Annotated in this window: 14 protein-coding genes; 7 read left to right on the top strand and 7 right to left on the bottom strand. The window is 62.3% G+C overall.

Annotation, left to right across the window (positions count from 1 at the left end; translation table 11 throughout):
- Window positions 1-509: 509 nt before the first annotated feature.
- Both ACNI3R_RS08190 and ACNI3R_RS08185 read right to left on the bottom strand, forming a co-directional pair.
- The gene (locus tag ACNI3R_RS08190) at window positions 510-878 is read right to left on the bottom strand and encodes a hypothetical protein (protein WP_426181809.1); all 369 of its coding nucleotides are present in this window, start codon (window positions 876-878) and stop codon (window positions 510-512) included.
- A gap of 37 nt (window positions 879-915) precedes the next feature.
- Window positions 916-2205, bottom strand: coding sequence for a sugar MFS transporter (locus ACNI3R_RS08185; protein WP_426181806.1), 1290 nt, complete (start codon window positions 2203-2205; stop codon window positions 916-918).
- Between the two features lie 149 nt (window positions 2206-2354).
- Here ACNI3R_RS08185 and ACNI3R_RS08180 point away from each other — a divergent pair, with 149 nt between their 5' ends.
- Window positions 2355-2891 (top strand): VOC family protein, encoded by a 537-nt coding sequence (locus ACNI3R_RS08180; RefSeq protein ID WP_426181803.1) that lies wholly within the window; start codon window positions 2355-2357, stop codon window positions 2889-2891.
- The gene (locus ACNI3R_RS08175) at window positions 2888-3166 is read left to right on the top strand and encodes an SDR family oxidoreductase (protein WP_426181800.1); all 279 of its coding nucleotides are present in this window, start codon (window positions 2888-2890) and stop codon (window positions 3164-3166) included. The genes ACNI3R_RS08180 and ACNI3R_RS08175 overlap by 4 nt, the downstream gene beginning before the upstream one ends.
- A gap of 17 nt (window positions 3167-3183) precedes the next feature.
- Here ACNI3R_RS08175 and ACNI3R_RS08170 read toward each other — a convergent pair whose 3' ends face one another.
- Window positions 3184-3465, bottom strand: a complete 282-nt coding sequence (locus ACNI3R_RS08170) for a PqqD family peptide modification chaperone (RefSeq protein WP_426181798.1) — start codon at window positions 3463-3465, stop codon at window positions 3184-3186.
- A gap of 148 nt (window positions 3466-3613) precedes the next feature.
- Here ACNI3R_RS08170 and ACNI3R_RS08165 point away from each other — a divergent pair, with 148 nt between their 5' ends.
- A complete protein-coding gene (locus tag ACNI3R_RS08165) occupies window positions 3614-4342 on the top strand; it encodes a hypothetical protein (RefSeq protein ID WP_426181795.1) in 729 nt (242 codons plus the stop codon).
- A 58-nt stretch (window positions 4343-4400) separates the two neighbouring features.
- Here the strand turns inward: ACNI3R_RS08165 and ACNI3R_RS08160 are convergent, their stop codons facing one another.
- Window positions 4401-5105 carry a PEPxxWA-CTERM sorting domain-containing protein gene (locus tag ACNI3R_RS08160; protein ID WP_426181792.1) on the bottom strand — a complete coding sequence of 235 codons (705 nt, stop codon included), beginning with the start codon at window positions 5103-5105 and terminating at the stop codon, window positions 4401-4403.
- A 493-nt stretch (window positions 5106-5598) separates the two neighbouring features.
- Between ACNI3R_RS08160 and ACNI3R_RS08155 the strand changes: the two genes are divergently transcribed.
- Window positions 5599-7026 carry a tetratricopeptide repeat protein gene (locus ACNI3R_RS08155; protein WP_426181790.1) on the top strand — a complete coding sequence of 476 codons (1428 nt, stop codon included), beginning with the start codon at window positions 5599-5601 and terminating at the stop codon, window positions 7024-7026.
- 26 nt (window positions 7027-7052) lie between these two features.
- Here the strand turns inward: ACNI3R_RS08155 and ACNI3R_RS08150 are convergent, their stop codons facing one another.
- Window positions 7053-8072 carry a FecR family protein gene (locus tag ACNI3R_RS08150; protein ID WP_426181787.1) on the bottom strand — a complete coding sequence of 340 codons (1020 nt, stop codon included), beginning with the start codon at window positions 8070-8072 and terminating at the stop codon, window positions 7053-7055.
- Entirely contained in the window at window positions 8041-8640 is a 600-nt protein-coding gene (locus tag ACNI3R_RS08145; RefSeq protein ID WP_426181784.1) for an RNA polymerase sigma factor, read from the bottom strand. The genes ACNI3R_RS08150 and ACNI3R_RS08145 overlap by 32 nt, the downstream gene beginning before the upstream one ends.
- A 432-nt stretch (window positions 8641-9072) precedes the next feature.
- Here ACNI3R_RS08145 and ACNI3R_RS08140 point away from each other — a divergent pair, with 432 nt between their 5' ends.
- On the top strand, window positions 9073-11889 hold the full coding sequence (locus ACNI3R_RS08140) for a TonB-dependent receptor domain-containing protein (protein ID WP_426181782.1): 2817 nt from the start codon (window positions 9073-9075) through the stop codon (window positions 11887-11889).
- A gap of 82 nt (window positions 11890-11971) precedes the next feature.
- On the opposite strand, the gene ACNI3R_RS08135 is transcribed toward ACNI3R_RS08140, so the two are convergent.
- Window positions 11972-14872, bottom strand: coding sequence for a TonB-dependent receptor plug domain-containing protein (locus tag ACNI3R_RS08135; RefSeq protein ID WP_426181779.1), 2901 nt, complete (start codon window positions 14870-14872; stop codon window positions 11972-11974).
- 623 nt (window positions 14873-15495) lie between these two features.
- Between ACNI3R_RS08135 and ACNI3R_RS08130 the strand changes: the two genes are divergently transcribed.
- Window positions 15496-16746, top strand: coding sequence for an FAD-dependent oxidoreductase (locus ACNI3R_RS08130; protein ID WP_426181776.1), 1251 nt, complete (start codon window positions 15496-15498; stop codon window positions 16744-16746).
- Window positions 16743-18002 carry an FAD-dependent oxidoreductase gene (locus ACNI3R_RS08125; protein WP_426181773.1) on the top strand — a complete coding sequence of 420 codons (1260 nt, stop codon included), beginning with the start codon at window positions 16743-16745 and terminating at the stop codon, window positions 18000-18002. Before ACNI3R_RS08130 ends, ACNI3R_RS08125 begins: the two co-directional genes overlap by 4 nt.
- The last annotated feature ends 4 nt before the right edge of the window (window positions 18003-18006 follow it).

Here is an 18006-nt window from a genome sequence, read left to right as displayed (position 1 = left end):
ACAATCGGGCAGGCCGGGCGGCGATGCAGCTATGACTATGGACAGCTTGGTCTTCCGGCCCCGGGCCATGCGCCTCTAACGGAACAATTCGAGGTCATGTCCAGGGTGGCGGTGAAGCTTCACGGGGTGATCGGACGCACCGAGAAGGCTGTCGACGATGTCGAAGCCGGGCGCCCGACGCGACGCACAGGTTCCGCACGCCCTTCGCCCGGGCGCACCGGCCTCGTCGCGATCTGCGGATGCCTCCATCTACTCGCAAGCCTGCTGGGCCGCACCCAGCTCTGCCGCCTGAACTGGAACGTGCCGGGCGTGGCGCTCTATGCGATCTTCGGCGGCCGCCGGCGCGCGGCGGAGGCCGTCATCGAAAAAATCAGGTTGCGAGGATTTAGGGACGGAAAACCCCTCCACCATCCTGCGGATGGTCCCCCTTTCCGTCCCGGGGAGGACTGCAGCACGTTCCTCCCCGGCACGGGGAGGGGGACCGGCGCAGCCGGTGGAGGGGAGTCCGCCTATTTCGCCCGCACCGCATTCCAATTGAACAGGAAGCGGCGCTGCTCGGCCCAGGTCTGGCCCTCCACCTGATCCCCGCGCAGACAGGCGGCGCTGTGATAGGGGCCCACGCCGTCGGTCGTGCGGAAGCTGACGCAGGTGCGGCCGCGGTCGGTCTTCCAGCGACCCGCCTCGATCTCGCTATCGTAGAAGCTTCCGCTGACTGTCCCGTCGGCCGCGAGCTTGAGGACCATGTCCTTGGTGTAGACCTGCCCAGGCTCGGCCGAGAGATCGACCGTCCAGCGTCCTTCGAGCGAAACGGGGGCCTGTTGAGCGGCGGCCGGCACGGCCAACCCAAACGCAAAAGCCATTGGCAGATAGCGGATCATCACGGTCTCTCCCGATGTGCCGGATATCCCCCGTTGTTCACGCGACCGGCCTGCGCGCGAAAAGTCCGTAGCAGCCGATCGCCGCATAGCAGGCGACCGGGATCGACAAGGCGATCGAGAGGCTGCCGCTCCAGTCGGCCAGCCCACCCACCAGCAGCGGGACGATCGCTCCACCGCAGATTGCGACGTTGATCACGCCCGAGCCGTCGGCGGTCTTCGCACCCAATCCCGCGCAGGCGAGGCTGAAGATCGTCGGAAACATGATCGCATTGGCCAGCCCGACCGCCAGCAGCGCATAGGCACCGACCGGACCAGCCATGCCCGCCGCGACCAGCACCAGTACGATCGCCGACAGCGCCACACCGGCCAGCGCCACGCCCGGATTGATGAAGCGCAACGTCGCCGAACCGATGAACCGCCCCACGAGCGCGCCGCCCCAATAGAAGGGGATGAGCTTGCCCGCCTGCTGCTCGGTCAGGCCTAGCGCGTGGGGTTGCTCGAGATAGCTGACCAGCAGCGATCCGATGGCGACCTCGGCGCCGACATAGAGGAAGATCGACAGCGCGCCGAAACCGAAGCGCTGCCGCCGGAGGAGCGAGAGCCCCGACAGCAAGCTGGCGCTTTCATGCTTTTCGCCCTTCAGCCGATCGCGCAGCAGCCACACCACGCCCGCGATGACCGCCAGCGCGATCGCGAGCCCGACATAGCCATGGACGATCGCCCGGCTTTCTGCCGTCCGATAAGCATCGAGCGCGGCGCCTGTAAGCCCCTTGGAGTCGGTTCCGGCCAGACTGCCGAGGATCAGGATCGCGCCTACATAGGGAAAGAGGGTGGTGCCGAGCGAATTGAAGGCCTGGGCGAAGGTCAGCCGGCTCGACGCGGTGCTCGCGGGACCGAGCAGGCTGATCAGCGGATTGGCGACGACCTGCACGATGACGACGCCGCTGGCGAGGACGAACAAGGCGAACAGGAACAGCGGATAGGTCGCATAGGCGCTCGCCGGGATGAACAGCAGGCAGCCGAGCATCATCGCCAGCAGACCGACGACCGCGCCCCGCATATAGCCGACCCGCTTGACCAGCTGCGCGCCGGGAATGCCGACGATCGCATAGGCGGCGAAGAAGCAGAACTGCACCAGCATCGCCTGCGTATAGTTGAGCGTGAACAGGTCCTTCAGCTTCGGGATGATGATGTCATTCAGCGAGGTGATCCCGCCGAAGATGAAGAACAGCCCGAAGACGAAGAACCGCAGCGAGGGTGCATCGATCGCGGGGGCCGGATCGGTGTCGAAGCGAGCCGTCTGGGCGGTATTGGGAGCAAGGGCCATAGTGGCGGCATAGCCGAGCCCGCACCGCTCGACGAGAGGCCAAGCGTTGCACAGATTCTTTTCACCGCACTGCGGCTACCCGATCGATGATCGCCCATGCTATCGCCCGCCGCAGACGGCAAAATGCCGCGAACCGAGGAGAGACTGCCATGCCCGTCCGCGAGCACCGCGCGCCGATCGACCAGATCGGCTTCGTCACCGACGATCTGGACCATTCGGTGCGCTTCTGGAGCGACACTCTGGGCGTCGGGCCGTGGCAGATCTATCGCAACGTCGCGCTTGAGGGCCGCTATCGCGACCAGGCCACCCGCGTGGTGATCGACGTCGCGCTCGGCTATCGCGGGACCGAGCAGATCGAGTTCATCCAGGTGCGCAGCAATTCCCCCTCCCCCTATCAGGACGAGGCGGGACGCCCGATCGCCGGGCTGCACCATCTCGCCTGGATCGTCGACGATCTCGACGCGGAAGCGGCGCTGTTCGATGCAAGCGGCATGCAGCGGGTCTTCTCTGCCGAGAATGTTGCGGTGCGGGTGATCTATTTCGCCGATTCGAAGCAGCCGGGCCTGCTGTTCGAGCTTATCTGCGGCGCAGGATCGCGCGAGGGCCATGACGCCGGGATTGCCCTGGCGCGCGACTGGGACGGCCGATCGACGCTGCCCGAGATCGACCTGGGAGTGGCGGCATGAGCGGGCGGCTGGCGGGCCGGCGCGCGATCGTCATCGGCGCGGCGCCGGGCAATCTGGTCGCCGTCATCGCCCGCCTCTATCGCGCCGAAGGCGCCGAAGTGTCGGTCGCAGGCCGCCCCGGTGTCGTCGCCGAGGTGGCCGATGTGCCGCTGTGGCTGGCGAGCAATGAAGCGCGCTTCGTAACCGGCCAGACGATCCATGTGAGCGGCGGGCAGACGCTGCGCCGCAACCCGCGCTTCGCCGAGGCCTCCGCGCTCTTCGCCGAGACGAACTGACCCCGTCCGAGCGCTCGTCAGTCGGCGTCGACGATCAGCAGCTTGCGCTCGTCGAGGGTCTCCAACAGCGTAAGCACGTCCTTGCGGATCAGCTCGATCGGCGCGTCATAATCGGCGGCAAGTTGGTCGCACAGCGCCTCGACGCGGGTGGGTTCCGCGAGCGCATGCCAGATGCGGCTGCCGATCGGGTCCAGATTATAATAATGGCCGCTCTCGGCATCCATCATCACCGTCTCGCCGTCGACATCGGCGGTGAGCATATCGGGCACAGCCCGGACGGTAGAGGACAGCGTGAGCATCGGATATTCCATGGCTGGGTGGACGAGCATTGTCTCTAGGGTTTAGGTCAGCGCCTGTCCACGGGCAGACGATCAACCCATCCGCGCGGTTGACCCGTTCAAAAAAGGCGCGAAAACCGGGCGGCGCCACTCTGGCTATGAGGTCTTCATGCTGATCGACGGGATCGTCCATTCCACCCAGAAGATGATCCTGGCACAGACTGCGGCCGGCCCGGACTATGAGGCGATGCTGGCTGCAACCGCCCCGGTCCATCGCGCCTTCTGCGACGCCAACGACATCGACTTTCGTCCCTTTGTGGGCGTGCGGCGCGGCTATCACCCATGGCAGGCATCGCTGAACCGGATCGAGATTCTGAAGGACCTGCTCGACGCGGGCTGGCGCGGCTGGTTCCTCTATCTCGATGCCGATGCGCTGATCCTCCAGCCCGATTTCGATATCCGGCGCTTTCTGGGTAGACGGGAAGCTTATGCGCTGGTCGCGGCGCCCGGCGCACCGGATGCCGAACGCTGGGCGATCAACAACGGCGTCTTCTTCCTCAACCTCGGCCATGAGCTGGGTCGCGAGATCGCCATGCGCTGGTGGGAGATCACCCGGCAGACGCTGTCCGAAGACATGTTGCGCGCGGCGGCGGAGCCTTGGCAGGCGCTGCCCGATGGGCGGCCTTTTCCCGATGACCAGCATCTGTTGCAGATGGTCCTGATGCGCAACCCGCACCTGCTCGAGGCACTGTATCTGATCACCGACGGCGTCGTCCGGCTCGGCACGGGCCGGTTCATCCGCCAATATCTGCGCGTGCTCGGGTCGCCCGCCGAGCGTCTGGAGCGTATTTGCGAAGCTGCGACTGCGGTGACGACTGTCCGCACAGACAGGACTTAGGCATCCGCCAAGCCCCTTCCGTCCCGATTACCGGCGCCCCTTCGCGCCGCGTCCCGGATCAGTTGGGAACCGCCACCATCCGGTCGGCAGCAGCCTTGCGCCGCTGGGCCCAGCCGAGCGCCCCGAAGCCGAGGAGCATCATCGCCCAGGTCGACGGCTCGGGCGCGGTGCTCACGACTTCGGTCAGATAAACCCGGTCGAGCACGACGTCCTTGGACGGAAAACTGTTGGTGAAGAAGTTGAAATTCAGCGATCCGGACATGTCCGCTACGAAAGTGAAGTCGCTGGAGTAGGTCTGCCACTGCTGCTGGCCCAGGCTCGAAACGGTCACATCCAGAACATTGGTACCGAAGATCGAGGCCTGAAAGCGCGCATCGCCCGGATTGCCAGCGCCATTGGCGGGAATATAGAGATCGAAGCCGAGCTGGTAGGTCTTGCCGCCGATCAGGGACAAGCTTTGCGACAGAGTCTGCGGTGCGGCGAAATCCGACACGAAATAGACCGCGCTGCTGCCGGCAGGGTCCAGCCCCGGATTGCCGACCGCAGTATCGACCGGGACAATCTCGCCATAGGCGCCGTTGCTCGACGAACCATAGGTCAGGATTCTCACCGGTTCGGAGCCGGTTCCGGTGCTGCTCTGGACATTGGTAATCGTCCAGCCGGTGAAACCGCTTTCGAAACTGCCATTGGTGATCAGATTGGCCGCATAGGCCCCCTGCGCGCTGACAATCGCCAGCCCGAGGATGAACGCAGCGAAACGCATGACCAAAGCAACCCAGTAACCGAACATCCGCAGCACCCGATCCATATCTCGTCGTCGTCCGGCCTGTTTAGCAAAATTCACGCCAAGCCCTTAAATGGCAACATTAGCGGGCGCTGGCGGCTGCCCATTTACGGATCTTTGGCGGGGCTGTAAAATAATCCGACAGTTTATAGTCCGTCATGGGCGATCTGACACGTCGCGTGCTCCGCGCGCGGCCGCACGGAGTCGCGAGGACATTTTACTAGTCTTACAGCACCGACGGTCACAATGTTGCTCGCTCACAGGCCGCCAAAGGCATGGCAAGCCCCACACTCTTCCACCAATGTCAGAGAAATGGTGCGCACGCGACGGAAGCCGGTGGATCGAAGAGATATTCAGCCAAACTGGAGCAAGTCCTTGCCGCGGGCTGATGCCGTTCGTGCTACCAATCGCCGGAGCAGATAGGCGGACGGTGCGAAACTTACTCAAATTGCTCGATCGACCCAGGATCAGGATGGCGGATGCGCTGCGCGATCAGGGGCGCTGGGCAGAGGCGGCGGATGCCTACCGAGAGATTGTCAGCCGCCGCCCGGAACGTGCCGGCGTCTGGCTCCAACTTGGCCATTGCCTGCGCGAGCTTGGTCTGCCCGACGAAGCGCTTACCGCCTATCGCCAGGCGGATCGTTACCGGCCAGATCATGCCGACACCCTGTTTCAGCTCGCAGCGGCACTGGACGAAACGGGCAAGAAAAACGAGGCAGAAGAACTCTATGCGAGAGTTATTGTCCGCTTCGATACAGATCCGCCGGTGGGAGCTTCCGGTTGGCGACAACTTGCCAGGAGTTTCCACAGATCGGGTCGCCTCGAGGAGGCGTTGGCCGCCTATCTGGAGGCGGACGCGCGGCAACAGGACAATCCTCACATATTGTTCCAGCTGGCCAGCATATACCTGGATCTAGGCCGACGCGCTGATGCTCAGCGATATTTCGGCCGGATCGTCGAACTCGAACATGTGCCGGTCGAGCTTCTGAACGTCGCGAGGCTTGGCTGCCGGCAAGATGCGATCCTGCCAGCTTGGCTCGATCACATCATCCTCGGTACGACCGGCACATGTAACGCCTCTTGTGTCCATTGCCCGACCGGCAAAAGCGTAACTGCGCATTCACCCCGCCAGCCCATGCCGATGTCCCTGTTTCGCAAGATCATCGACGAGGTCGTCGCGAACGATCTGCCGGTTGCGGGTGGAATTGCTTTCGGGCTGTTTGGCGATGGCCTGGTCGATCCTTTCGTCATGGACCGCGCTCGCTATCTTCGGGAACGCATGCCCAACGTCCCGCTGAGCGTGAACACCAATGGCGCTGCCTATGACCCGGTGCGACATGCCGAATTGAATGATTATGTTTCGACGATCGCGCTGCACTGCGAGTCCCTTATCCCCGAAACCTATGATTATTTGATGCAGCCGCTGCGCGCAGAGCGGGTTCACACCAAATATCCGATGATCCTTCGCGAGTTTCCGGGAAAAGTGACGGTCTCGGTACCGATCAGCCGGATGAACATTGCCGAACGGCCGACTATTCTCGATTATTTCTATGAGCGAGGTGCCGCCAACGTCGTTTTCAGCTCGATGAGCAATCGCCTCGGCTTTGACGATGCGGTCTTCGAAAAGCTTGCTTTCGACCCAGGCCCGGTCGAATGTCGACCAGAGATTTTTCGCAGCCTGATCGTGGACTGTGATGGTACCGTGCTTGCCTGCTGCCAGGATTTTAGCCGCGTCGACCCGGTCGGCAACCTTGCCTCGGAGTCTCTTGCCGAGACTCTCGTGAGCCAGCGAAGACAAAGCTTTCACGATCAGCTTGGTCGCGGCTGCCACAAGGAAATGCCCACCTGCCGTACCTGTCGCGCCGACTTCGTCGTTCCGCCGATGGAGCACAGTGAATGATAGCCGGTTACGGGCACTTGGTCAGGCTACAGATCCCTTGGGTGCATTGCACTCGTCTGGGCCAGAATCCGAATGATATTCCCGCTATGCTGCACCTTGAGGCCGAGGCTTGCGGCGGCGGCGTCGGCAAAGCCAGCGGGGTCCGTCGCGGTAAACAGGCCCGTGACGCGCTGCTCGGCGACCTGCGTCTCGGGAATGACGATACGGATGTCGCTGTAGCGTGCGAATTCGGCTGATGCTTCGCCCAGCGTGGTGTCACTGAACCCGATCTTGCCTTCCCGCCAGAACAGGCGGCGCGCCACCGCCCCCTGATCAATCGTGCTCGTCTCGATCGGGACGACCGCCTCGGGATCGGCTTGCGCCATCATATTTTCGGTCAGACGAACGGCCGGGACATCGATTCCGCGCTGGGTGACTTCGACCTCACCCTCGCTGACCACGACAGCGACGCGCTTGTCCGCTTCGCGCCGTACCGTAAAGGATGTGCCAACTGCCCGCACGCCGGTCTCGCCCGCCATGACCACAAATGGCCTCGCCCTGTCGCGCGCGACTTCGAACAGGGCCTCGCCCGCGCGCAGGAAGACAGTACGCTGCTGCCCGTCGAAGCGAACCTCCAACGTGCTTTCGGTGTTGAGGTTGACGATGCTGCCGTCCTCCAGTGAAACGCGCAGCATGCCGCCCGTCGTCGTCGAATAGCGCCGGCCTCCGAGCAGGTTCATGCCGACGAGGCCGGCGCCCGCGACGGCGAGAACGCTGGCGGACATACCCAGGAGCCGTCGACGGCTCAGCCATCCTGCGCCATTGTCATTCTGGGCGGCACCGGCGATGAACTGCTCGGGATCATAGTCCGCCCCCAGCGCGCGCGCAGCGTCGACCCGAACGAGTGCCGCACGCGCCATGGCATAAGCGCCGACGCGCCGGCTATCGCCGGCGAGCCAGATTTCCAAATTGCGCTGCTCCTCGGAGGACAGCGGCGATCGATCGACCCTGGCGGCCCATTGTGCCGCATGGTCGTCAATCTCCGAACTCGTTTCTCGACTGATCATATATTCCGGCTTCGGGTATTTGGTCCTTAGACGCGGGGCGGTCGCTTTTTCCGCCACGGCCAAAGAAAATTTTCAAATGTCTTATTCCACGCCCCACATGCTTTTCTACCGTATTCTCCGAGACGCCCAGGTGCCTGGCGATTTCCCGCTGTGACAGCCCATGGACCTTGCGCAGAATGAAAACCTCGCGGCACTTCTCTGGTAACTGCGCGACCGCCTCGGCAACGAGCCGGAGTTCCTGGCGCATCTCGGCCATCGAATCGATCCGTTCGTCGGGCGCCTCGATCCCAAGCCGTTCCATCTCGCTGAGCGAATCCAGCGAAACGACAGGTGCCTTGCGGATTTCGGTTGCGATCACATTGAGAGCCACACGGAAAAAATAAGCCCGAGGATTTTCAATATGCTCGACGGAAGTAACTGTTGCCAGCTTGGCATAGGTTTCCTGGACAATGTCATCTATCTGATGGCCGTCGCGGACCCGGCCCAAGAGCCAGCGCCGCAGCGCTGGTTCGTGCGGGCAGATATGGCGAGCGAGCCACAGGGCCCGATTGTCCGAGATGGCGGTCACGCCGTAAAGAACAGCATGTTACATAGCCAAAGCAAACGTAAATATCGCACTGCAGCAATAAATTTATGTTACGCTTATGGCGGAAAGTCTGCGGCATTTAGTCTTGCTCTTGGGGCCATCGTAGCAGAGCCAAAGGATTGAGCGCGAAGGACCTGTCCGCGTGGCAGCAGAGTATTGTGGGTGCGCTGCAGCGCGGATGAGAAACGGATAATCGCGGAGGGTGCCGGAACTCGTTTGCGAGAACCGGAATCGAACGGTCTGCCGGAACACCGGGAACGCATCGAGAACTCGAAAGGCCAGATAGACCAGCGCCGGCGGCGCGATGGTCGTAGCTGCCATGCTGCGGGGGCATGTGACGCTGCGGGCTTGAGGGGACAGCATCGAATGCGGGTGAGGGAGTTCGCCGCTGTAGTAGTGACGTCGGGCGCTTGCATGGTTGCGGGCGGCCCGGTGTACGGCCAGCAGATACGGTTCGATCTCCCGGCTGGCAAAGCGACCGAAACCCTGCCGCTATTCGCATTGCAGAGCGGGTTGCAGATCGTCGCGTCCTCGCGTTCGCTGGCCTCGATGCAAACACCCGAACTGCGCGGTGTTCATGATGCCCGCGAGGCGCTCGCCCGCATGATCAGCGGGAGTACGCTGACGATCGCCTCGGACAGAAACAACGTCATCACGTTGCGCGAGCGGGCCATGAATCCGAAACCGGGCGGGGCGACGGCACGCGCTGCGAAGGCTGCCCGGTCATCGTCCGCGAAGCTTGCTGGCCGCAGGGACCGCTTCATCAAATCGCTGCCAACCGAGACGTCAAGAAGCGAGATCATCGTGACGGGTACCCGGATCATCGGCACCCAGGTCGCCGAGAGCGCGACACCGATTCAATCGCTGGCGGCCGATGTCCTCGGCAGGACCGGCCAACCCAATCTCAATCTCTCACTGGCGCAAGCCATCCCCTCCTTCACCGCCCAGAGCAAAGGCGGCGACATGGCGAATTTCTCGCTCAGCGGGCGCCTGCGCGGGCTCAATCCCAATCATGTGCTGGTGATGGTCAACGGCAAGCGCCGCCACAATTCGGCGCTGCTGCAGACCTCGATCGGGCCATTCCAGGGATCGGCCGCACCGAATATCGACCTCATACCGCCGGATGCCGTCAGTCGCGTAGAAATGCTGCTCGACGGTGCCGCTGCGCAATATGGGTCCGATGCCATTGCGGGCGTGATCAACATCATCCTGAAGGACGATCCCGCCGGAGGGGAAGCGCGGACGAGCTATGGCCAATATTTTGACGGCGAGGGCACCACCCTGAGCACCAGCGTCAACTACGGCTTCCCGATCAATGATGCGGGATTCGCAAATCTGACGCTGTTTCATCGCCGCATCGGCCAGACCTATCAGGGCGAAGGGCAGACCGCCGTAACCGATGTCAGAACGGGCGCCATCTACCCGACCTTGCGCGGCGACGCCGAGAAATGGGCCAGATTGAACCTCGCCAACATCAACCGCGGCGCACCGAAATCGTCGCTGGCGATCGGCATGGTCAATATGGGATATGATCTGGGCGGCGTCACCCTTTACGTCTTCGGCGACGTCGCGCGGCGGGTGGGCAGCGCGAACCAGAATTACCGTCACCCGGCACGCATCTGCACGATCTCGACGATTGGCTCAAACGGGGGCTCCGGCAGCTATGATGCATCGTCCTGCCTGGCGGAAACGGGCCTGACCGGAATTGTCCCGGTCGAGAAGGTCGTGGAAAAAGAGTGGTCGCTGACAGGCGGCCTCAAAGGCCTGACCGGCGGGTTTCAATGGGATATCTCGACCACCTATAGCGGTGCCAGGAACGACATCTGGACGCTCGAGTCTGCGAATCGCCAACTCTACCTTGATACCGGCGCATCGCCTCGCGATTTCTATGCCGGCGCCTTCAAATTCATTCAGTGGACCAGCACATTTGACGCGACGCGGGAGCTTGATATTGGTTCCGCGCGCCCCGTGACCTTGGCGATCGGCGGCGAATATCGCGCGGAACGATATGCGATCTTCGCTGGCGAGCCCGATTCCTATTATGGTGACGGTGCCCAGGGCTTTGCCGGCTACAAGCCCTCGGATGCAGACAGCTACGGTCGTCAAAGCGTGTCGGCATATTTCAATGCGATCCTCCAGCCGGCTCGGGCATGGACGGTCGATCTCGCTGTCCGATATGAGCATTACAGCAATTTCGGCGATACGCTGATCGGCAAGGTGGCGACGCGCTACGACTTCGGCGATGGGATCGCTGTTCGCGGCACGGTCAGCACCGGCTTCCGCGCGCCGACGATGCAGGAATCCTATTATTCCGCTGCTAACGCAAATCCTACCGGCGTGATCGCCCAGCTCCCGCCCAATTCGGCTGGAGCAGCAGCTCTTGGTTTCTCGCCGCTCAGGCCAGAGAAGTCGCGCAATTTCTCGACCGGCCTTGTGCTGCGGCCCATATCCCGCATGCTCGTGACACTTGATGGCTATTTTATCAGGATCGCAAACCGCATCGTCAGCACCGGCCAGATCCGCGGCCTCGTTGGCGGCGTTCAGCAGATGGGCACGGTCAATGGCACCACCGCCTATAATGCAGTGCTGAACGCCATCAAGGCTCAGGATATCGGCACCAATTCCACGATGACGCTTCTCGCCGCGCAGACCTTCACCAATGGCATTGATTCTAGGACCTGGGGGCTGGACCTATCGGCTCGCTATCCCCTTGCCATGCCGTTAGGCTCAGTCGAGTTCGGCCTGTCAGTCAATTACGGCAAAACCCGGGTGACCGCCAACCGGACACCGTACAATCTTTTCGACCGGGTGGCGGAAAGCTATCTTGAGACAGCGGAATCCCGGTATAAGGTCATTTTCAGTGCCTTGCTCACGTCTGGCCGCTTCTCGCTCAACCTGCTGCAATCCTTCCGGGCGAAGTCCTCGATCCTGGTGATGCCGGCGGTAAGCGGGCTCGGCGCTTATGAAGCGACGATAAAGGCAACGCCGCTTACCGATGTCGAACTGAGATATGCGATCAACGACAAGATCAGCCTCTCGCTCGGCTCCAACAATATATTTAACAAAAAGCCGGAGAAAACCGATCTGTTGCCAGCGGAAATTCTCGCCAGGCTGCCAAATGGTACCTCCCCTTATATCGACGGGACCGTCACGATCGGCGATCGTCCCATATTCGGCTCCTACGATCTCAACGGCGGACTTTACTACGCCCGCCTATCATTGGCCCTGTGATCGCCGCCGATGGGTCTCCGGTCGAAAGCCACATCTGCCGCCCGTAGGAAAATGCCGGCGGCCTTTTCGCCGCCGGCATCGATCAGTATTTGAACCTGACGCCCGCCCGGTAAGATCGACCCAGCACGTCATAGTAAAGCGACGAAACACCGATCTGCGCGCTGCCAATACCAAGAGTCGGGTTTGAGGCCGGTGCCGGATCCCGGTTGATGATGTTGTCGATCGCCACGAAGGCCTCGATCTCGGGAGTCACTTTGTACTGGGCATTGGCGTCGAAATAGACCGCACCATGGATGTAATTGTTGTTGATCGTCCGGTTGCTCGCAGTCGATGTCGGACAACCGCTCGTACACTGGATGTAATTCGCATCCAGAACACCGGAACTGACGCCACGCGCGGTAAATGTGGTCGAGAATTTTTCGGTCGAATAGGTCAGGTCGACGGTATAGCGGAATTTCGGAACACCGTTGATATTCTCTCCGAGCGAGGGATCGATGATGGTGATGGTATTGTCGGTATAGGCGTCGAGATACCGGGTTGCCAACGCCCGCCATGAGAGAGAGCCATCCCAGCTGGACACGATGCTGTCCAGCGGCAGCGAGTAGCTGACTTCGAAGTCGATGCCGCGTGCCACCTGGGCGGCGATGTTCACCGGGATGCGAATGACCTGGGTGAGCGTGCCTGCGTCATTGCGAATAAGACCTGCGCATGCCTGTGTGTTGCCGGTGAAGCATTGATCGATCTGCTGCTGATTGGTCAGCGTCGAGATCGCATCCTTCACCTTGATGTCGAAATAATCGACCGAAGCCTGCAAACCGGGCAGGAAGCGCGGCTTCAGAACCACGCCGATGTTCATCGTATCGGCCTTTTCAGGACGCAGGTTCGGGTTGCCGGTCGCGTTGCCGACGACCGACACATTCGCATTGTTGCGGAACGGATCGGTCACCGAAGCCGTGCCCGCAACGCCGAGACTGAACAGATCGTTCAGGTTGCCGGCGCGAATATCGCGGGACCGCGTCACGCGAACCCGGATGTCCTCGATCGGCGTCCAGCTGAGGCCGGCCTTCCAGGTCCAGGTCGTGCCGGACGTGCTGTACCGGGTCCCGCGAACAGCACCGTTGAAGTCCAGCGCTTCGGTAAAGGGCGCATCGTGGATCAGCGGGATCACGGTTTCGAAGAAGGCTTCCTTCACCGTATAGTCACCGTTGACCGGTTTGTAATTGCCCTGAAACTGGCCGCCGGCCAGCGCGACCGGATCGGGCACGCCGCCATAGCCATGCTCCTTCCGATGTTCGGCGCCGAAGGCGAGCGAGACCGGACCGGCCCAGGTAGAGAAGGGAGTGCCGCTCATCGAGCCGTTGAACACCGTCTGGCTGTAGCGCTGCCTGATGGTGAGATGCTTCATCAAATAGTTGTAGGGGGCCTCCGTGTTCACGCCTGTGCCCATGACATTGTAAGGGACGCAGCCGCTATTGGGATTGGTCAGCGTAACACGGCAGACGATGGCGCCGGTTGCCGGGTTGCGCACGGCGTCTATCGAATTGTAATATTCGCTGAACAGCGGGTTGACCAGGTCGTTGAAGATCTTGCTGGTGTTGCGATAGAAGCCCACGTCCCACTGCCAGTTGGACCCTAAGGCGTCGAAATTGCCCTCGGCACCCGTCGCGATGCGAAAGAGATCTTTGGTCGTGCTGAAAGGGCCGGCTCCGAGATAGTCGTTGCTCGTGCCCAACCTGAATTCGCGGATACCCAGTTCGTCCATTCTCGCGGCGACGCTGGCCGGCAGGAAGGCATTGTCCCGCTGGATCCGCATGCCCCTGTTCCCGGCGGTCCCATTCTCGCTGCCAAAGAAGAACATGTAGGAGGTGAGTGTCTTGACCTTCGCACGGGAATAGGAGGACTGGGCATAGACGTTGATATTGTCCGTGACGTCATAGCTGATCCGCCCGAAAATATTCTGGCGCGACATTTTCGGCGCGAGGCTTTGATCCTTCGCGCTCCAGTCGGTGAATTGATAGTCGCCGCCCAGCATATAGGGATCGCTGACGAGCGACCCGTAGTTCAGCTGTGCGGTCTGCCCACCCGGCCCGAAATAGGTGCCGCGCAGGGCGGTGTCGACGATGATGCCGCCGGGCGCCTGGGTGGAATAACCGACCCCGTTCGCCACCAGATATTGCGGCTGGCCGTTGGTAGCGGTGTAGCCGGGATTGGCAAAGGTTTTCCGAGCCTGGTACCAGGGCCGCGGAACGCCGACGATGCCGCCTTCATAGGCATGTTCTCCGCTGAGCGTGATATGGCCCCGTCCCTCGGCGAAGGCTGTGCCGGCCGACAGCGAGAGCCTGTAGGACTTATTGTCACCATAATCGGTGACGCCACCCTGTATATCGCCCTTGAGGCCGGTGAACTCCTTGTCGAGTATGAAGTTGACGACGCCTGCGACCGCGTCAGACCCATAAGCCGCCGAAGCGCCGCCGGTCACAATGTCGACCCGCTTGATCAGCGCGTTAGGAATGGTGTTGATGTCCACAACGCCCGAGATCGTCGCGGCCGGCAGGCGCTGTCCGTCCAGCATCACGAGCGTACGAAGTTGACCCAGGCCCCGCAGGTTGAGAGCGCTCAAGCCTGCATTGCCGGCGCTCACCGATCCCTGATTGTTGCGCCCGTTCGCGCTTCCGGCCAGCGCGGGAAGCCGGGTGACCTGCTCGGCGATATTGACGAGTGCAGAGCGCTTCAGTTCTTCGGAGCCCAAAACGGTAAGCGGGGTCGGCGCCTCATAGCCGTCGCGAATGACGCGGGTGCCCGTTACGATGATGTCGCTCGAATCTGCCTCGGCCTCGGCCTCGGCCTCGGCTGGCAGCGTCAGCGACGCCGACTGGGCGTTCGCGACGCCCGACAAAGCAGTCGCGAGGAGTAGCCCGAGGACGCTGAAGCTGGAATTGGCGAGGAGCGGAATAGACCGTCTGCCGGACGCGAATTTTTGCATTGCAATACCCCCTGTTTCGTTGCCCTCCTCCCCAAGCCACGGCGGGGCAGCCGCACTCCCTGAGCGCGGTCGCCGACGACGGGCTTCCCAATGTTTCTGGTTATGCTTTGAAGACGCGATTGTTCGGACGTTCCGCCATCGCCCCCGAAATTTTCTGTTCAGCGCGGCAGCGGGTGGGTCGATTTTCGATGTCCGGTCGATCGCGGCATCATCGCGCGACGCAGGCACAAGCCTCGTCTTCATAATTATATCTTTTATATTTTAATATGTTAATTGGATTTCGACCATGCAAGCTGCGCGTAGTTGAGGACTCTCGCTGCAAGCGCCCCGTGCGACTGACGCCACGCCACGCCTTCTGGCGCGTCCTGTTGTCGCAGCCTGTCACGCTTGGCTCACCTCTATGTCATGCGAAGAAAGCCAGCTGTTGTTGCCAATCTGCGCAGGCACTTCGGCTGCGTCGAACGGCAGATCCGAGGCCGGACACTGGTGGAGCGAACGGCGCTTTCTTGCCATTTCGCTGATTTCGCATTTCGCACTGGCGGAAAAAACCGGGGAGACGCGTCTTTGGTCTGAACCCCACGTTTTGCGTGGGCTGTATCACTCGATCAGACAAGGGGCGGCACATGCAGGGTGGCGGGTCGTTCGGGCGACGAGACCTTCTGAAGGGTACGCTTGCCATAGGTGGGCTGGCCGGCCTGGGAGGCTATGCAGGCCGACCCGCATGGGCGGGCGCCGCAGGCCTCGAGCGGCCAGCGCTGGTGCCGATGCGGCTCGACATGGCCAATGTGATCGACATCAAATGCTGTCTGCGTCCTTTCCGTGTCGCGGGCCCCAATCTTGGGACGGAGCAGATCGGCAGAACGCTGGTCGTCCACAATTATGGTCATGGTGGCAGCGGCTGGTCGTTAAGCTGGGGTTCGGCCGAGATCGCGGTGGGCAAGGCGCTGTCGGTCCTGCCGGGCGAGATAGCGGTGATCGGTTGCGGCGTGATCGGGCTGACTGCGGCCGTACATGCGCAACGTGCCGGGCTGAAGGTGACGATCTACGCCCGCGAGGTTTTCCAGCGCACCCGGTCGGTGCGGGCCGGTGGGCTGTGGTCGCCCGACAGCCGCATTGCCCTGCGCGAGCCCGCCGGCCCCGCATTCGGGCCACTGTGGGAGCAGATGGCGCGTACATCGTGGAAATCCTTCCGCTCCTACATCGGCCTGCCGGGCGCGCCGGTCGAGTTCAGCGACCAATATATGCTTTCGGACACCCCCTTTCGGCCGCGTGAGGACATGCTCGATCCCGCAGGCGCCCTGTTCGCGACAACCGGAGTGCCGCAGCAGAGTGCGGAGTTCGGCCATTATGCGGACCGGATCCGCCACATTGTGCCGCAGGCCATGGATCTCGCTCCGAGCGACAATCCTTTTGGCACCGCTTATGGGCGGGTTGCACCGACGATGATCTTCAATTTCGGTGCTTATGGCCACCTGCTGATGCAGCAGTTTCTGGAGGCCGGAGGCAGGTTCGAACAGCGCGATTTCCATTCGCCCGCCGATATCGCGCAACTCCGAGAAAAGGTGGTGATCAACAGTACCGGTTTCGCGGCAAAGGCGCTCTGGAACGACAGGCTGATGTTCCCTGTCCGGGGGCAGATCGGCTGGCTGGCCCCGCAAGCCGACGTCAAATATGGGGTCCGCTACCGGAATGGCCTCGCGACGGCGAAGAGCGACGGCGTGCTGGTGATGAACAACCCGCAGCCGTCCATGGGCGAGATGTATGGCGTCAACGACGGCAATGAGGTGCCGGATCGCGCCGATCTCGAAGCCGGTATCGCCGCACTCGCACCGTTGTTCGCCAAGCGGCCGACATCCACGGGCGTGGCCGCATGACCGGGGATCGTGGGTTCGGACGCAGGGACTTGTTGCGTGGGTCGCTGGCGGCCGGCGGGCTGGCGGCGCTCTCCGCGTGCAGCAGCGTATCGCGCTCCCCTTTGCTGGCGAGCGCTCCGCCTGCGCCGCCCCGCTCGCCCTTGCTTCGCCGCCCGCCGCTGGCCCCGATGAGGGTCGGCGTCGAGGAGATCGTGGACTATCATTGCTGCCTGCGCCCGTTCCGCGTGGCAGGCCCCAATCTCGACGCCGAACAGCTTGGCGATACGCTGGTGGTGCATAATTACGGCCATGGCGGCAGCGGCTGGTCGTTGAGCTGGGGATCGGCCGAAATCGCGGTGGGCAAGGTCCTGTCGGTCATGCCCCGGGAGGTGGCGGTGATCGGCTGCGGCGTGATCGGGCTGACCGCTGCCGTCCATGCCCAGCGCGCCGGACTGAAGGTCACGATCTATGCGCGCGAGGTGTTCCAGCGAACCCGTTCGGTGCGTGCCGGCGGCTCCTGGTCGCCCGATAGCCGGATCTCGCTGACCGAACCGGCCGGCCCGGAATTCGGCGCGCTGTGGGAGCATATGGCGCGGCTTTCATGGAAAAATTTCCGCTCCTATGTCGGTCTGCCCGGCGAACCCGTGCGGTTCGGCGATCAGTATAATCTGGCGGACGCCCCGTTCGAGCATCGCGAACAGGAAGTGGTCGATCCCACCAAGGGAACCTATGCGACCATGGGCATGCCGCAGCAGAGCGCCGAGTTCGGTCGCTATTCGGATCGCATTCGCGACATCATCCCGCAGCAGCATGATCTGGCGCCTGAGGACAATCCCTTCGGCACCGCTCATGCGCGGCTGTCCTCGGTGATGCATTTCAACTTCGGTGCTTATGGCCATTTGCTGATGCAGCAATTCCTCGAAGCGGGAGGGCGGTTCGAACAGCGCGACTTCCATTCGCCGGGCGACATCATGGACCTTCCGGAAAAGGTCGTGATCAACTCCACCGGCTTCTCCGCCAAGGCGCTCTGGGGCGACAAGCTCATGTTTCCGGTCCGCGGCATGAATGCCCGCCTCACAGCGCAGCCCGAGGCCAATTATGGCGTAACCTATCGCGGCGTCAGCCTGCTCTCCAAGACAGACGGCGTGCGCGCCAACCCGCCGCGCGAGGGCGGAGAGATGCTCGGCTTCAACGATTGGAACGAGGTGCCGGACCGCGCCGCAATCGAGGAGGGATTGCGAACGATCGCGCCGCTCTTCGCAAAAATGGGGGGTTAGCCAT

Origin of the sequence: Rhizorhabdus antheiae (assembly GCF_049889055.1) — a bacterium.
In the GTDB taxonomy this organism is placed as follows: domain Bacteria; phylum Pseudomonadota; class Alphaproteobacteria; order Sphingomonadales; family Sphingomonadaceae; genus Rhizorhabdus.
Note: the sequence above shows the minus strand (reverse complement) of the source record. Positions and strands in the feature narration are given on the sequence as shown.

Bases quoted from the DNA above. Each gene is read 5' to 3' on its own strand.
- ACNI3R_RS08130 (WP_426181776.1), top strand. From the start codon at position 15,496: ATGCAGGGTGGCGGGTCGTTCGGGCGACGAGACCTTCTGAAGGGTACG.
- ACNI3R_RS08185 (WP_426181806.1), bottom strand. From the start codon at position 2,205: ATGGCCCTTGCTCCCAATACCGCCCAGACGGCTCGCTTCGACACCGAT.
- ACNI3R_RS08170 (WP_426181798.1), bottom strand. From the start codon at position 3,465: ATGCTCACGCTGTCCTCTACCGTCCGGGCTGTGCCCGATATGCTCACC.
- ACNI3R_RS08155 (WP_426181790.1), top strand. From the start codon at position 5,599: ATGGCGGATGCGCTGCGCGATCAGGGGCGCTGGGCAGAGGCGGCGGAT.
- ACNI3R_RS08180 (WP_426181803.1), top strand. From the start codon at position 2,355: ATGCCCGTCCGCGAGCACCGCGCGCCGATCGACCAGATCGGCTTCGTC.
- ACNI3R_RS08190 (WP_426181809.1), bottom strand. From the start codon at position 878: ATGATCCGCTATCTGCCAATGGCTTTTGCGTTTGGGTTGGCCGTGCCG.
- ACNI3R_RS08125 (WP_426181773.1), top strand. From the start codon at position 16,743: ATGACCGGGGATCGTGGGTTCGGACGCAGGGACTTGTTGCGTGGGTCG.
- ACNI3R_RS08165 (WP_426181795.1), top strand. From the start codon at position 3,614: ATGCTGATCGACGGGATCGTCCATTCCACCCAGAAGATGATCCTGGCA.
- ACNI3R_RS08135 (WP_426181779.1), bottom strand. From the start codon at position 14,872: ATGCAAAAATTCGCGTCCGGCAGACGGTCTATTCCGCTCCTCGCCAAT.
- ACNI3R_RS08150 (WP_426181787.1), bottom strand. From the start codon at position 8,072: ATGATCAGTCGAGAAACGAGTTCGGAGATTGACGACCATGCGGCACAA.
- ACNI3R_RS08160 (WP_426181792.1), bottom strand. From the start codon at position 5,105: ATGCGTTTCGCTGCGTTCATCCTCGGGCTGGCGATTGTCAGCGCGCAG.
- ACNI3R_RS08175 (WP_426181800.1), top strand. From the start codon at position 2,888: ATGAGCGGGCGGCTGGCGGGCCGGCGCGCGATCGTCATCGGCGCGGCG.
- ACNI3R_RS08140 (WP_426181782.1), top strand. From the start codon at position 9,073: ATGGTTGCGGGCGGCCCGGTGTACGGCCAGCAGATACGGTTCGATCTC.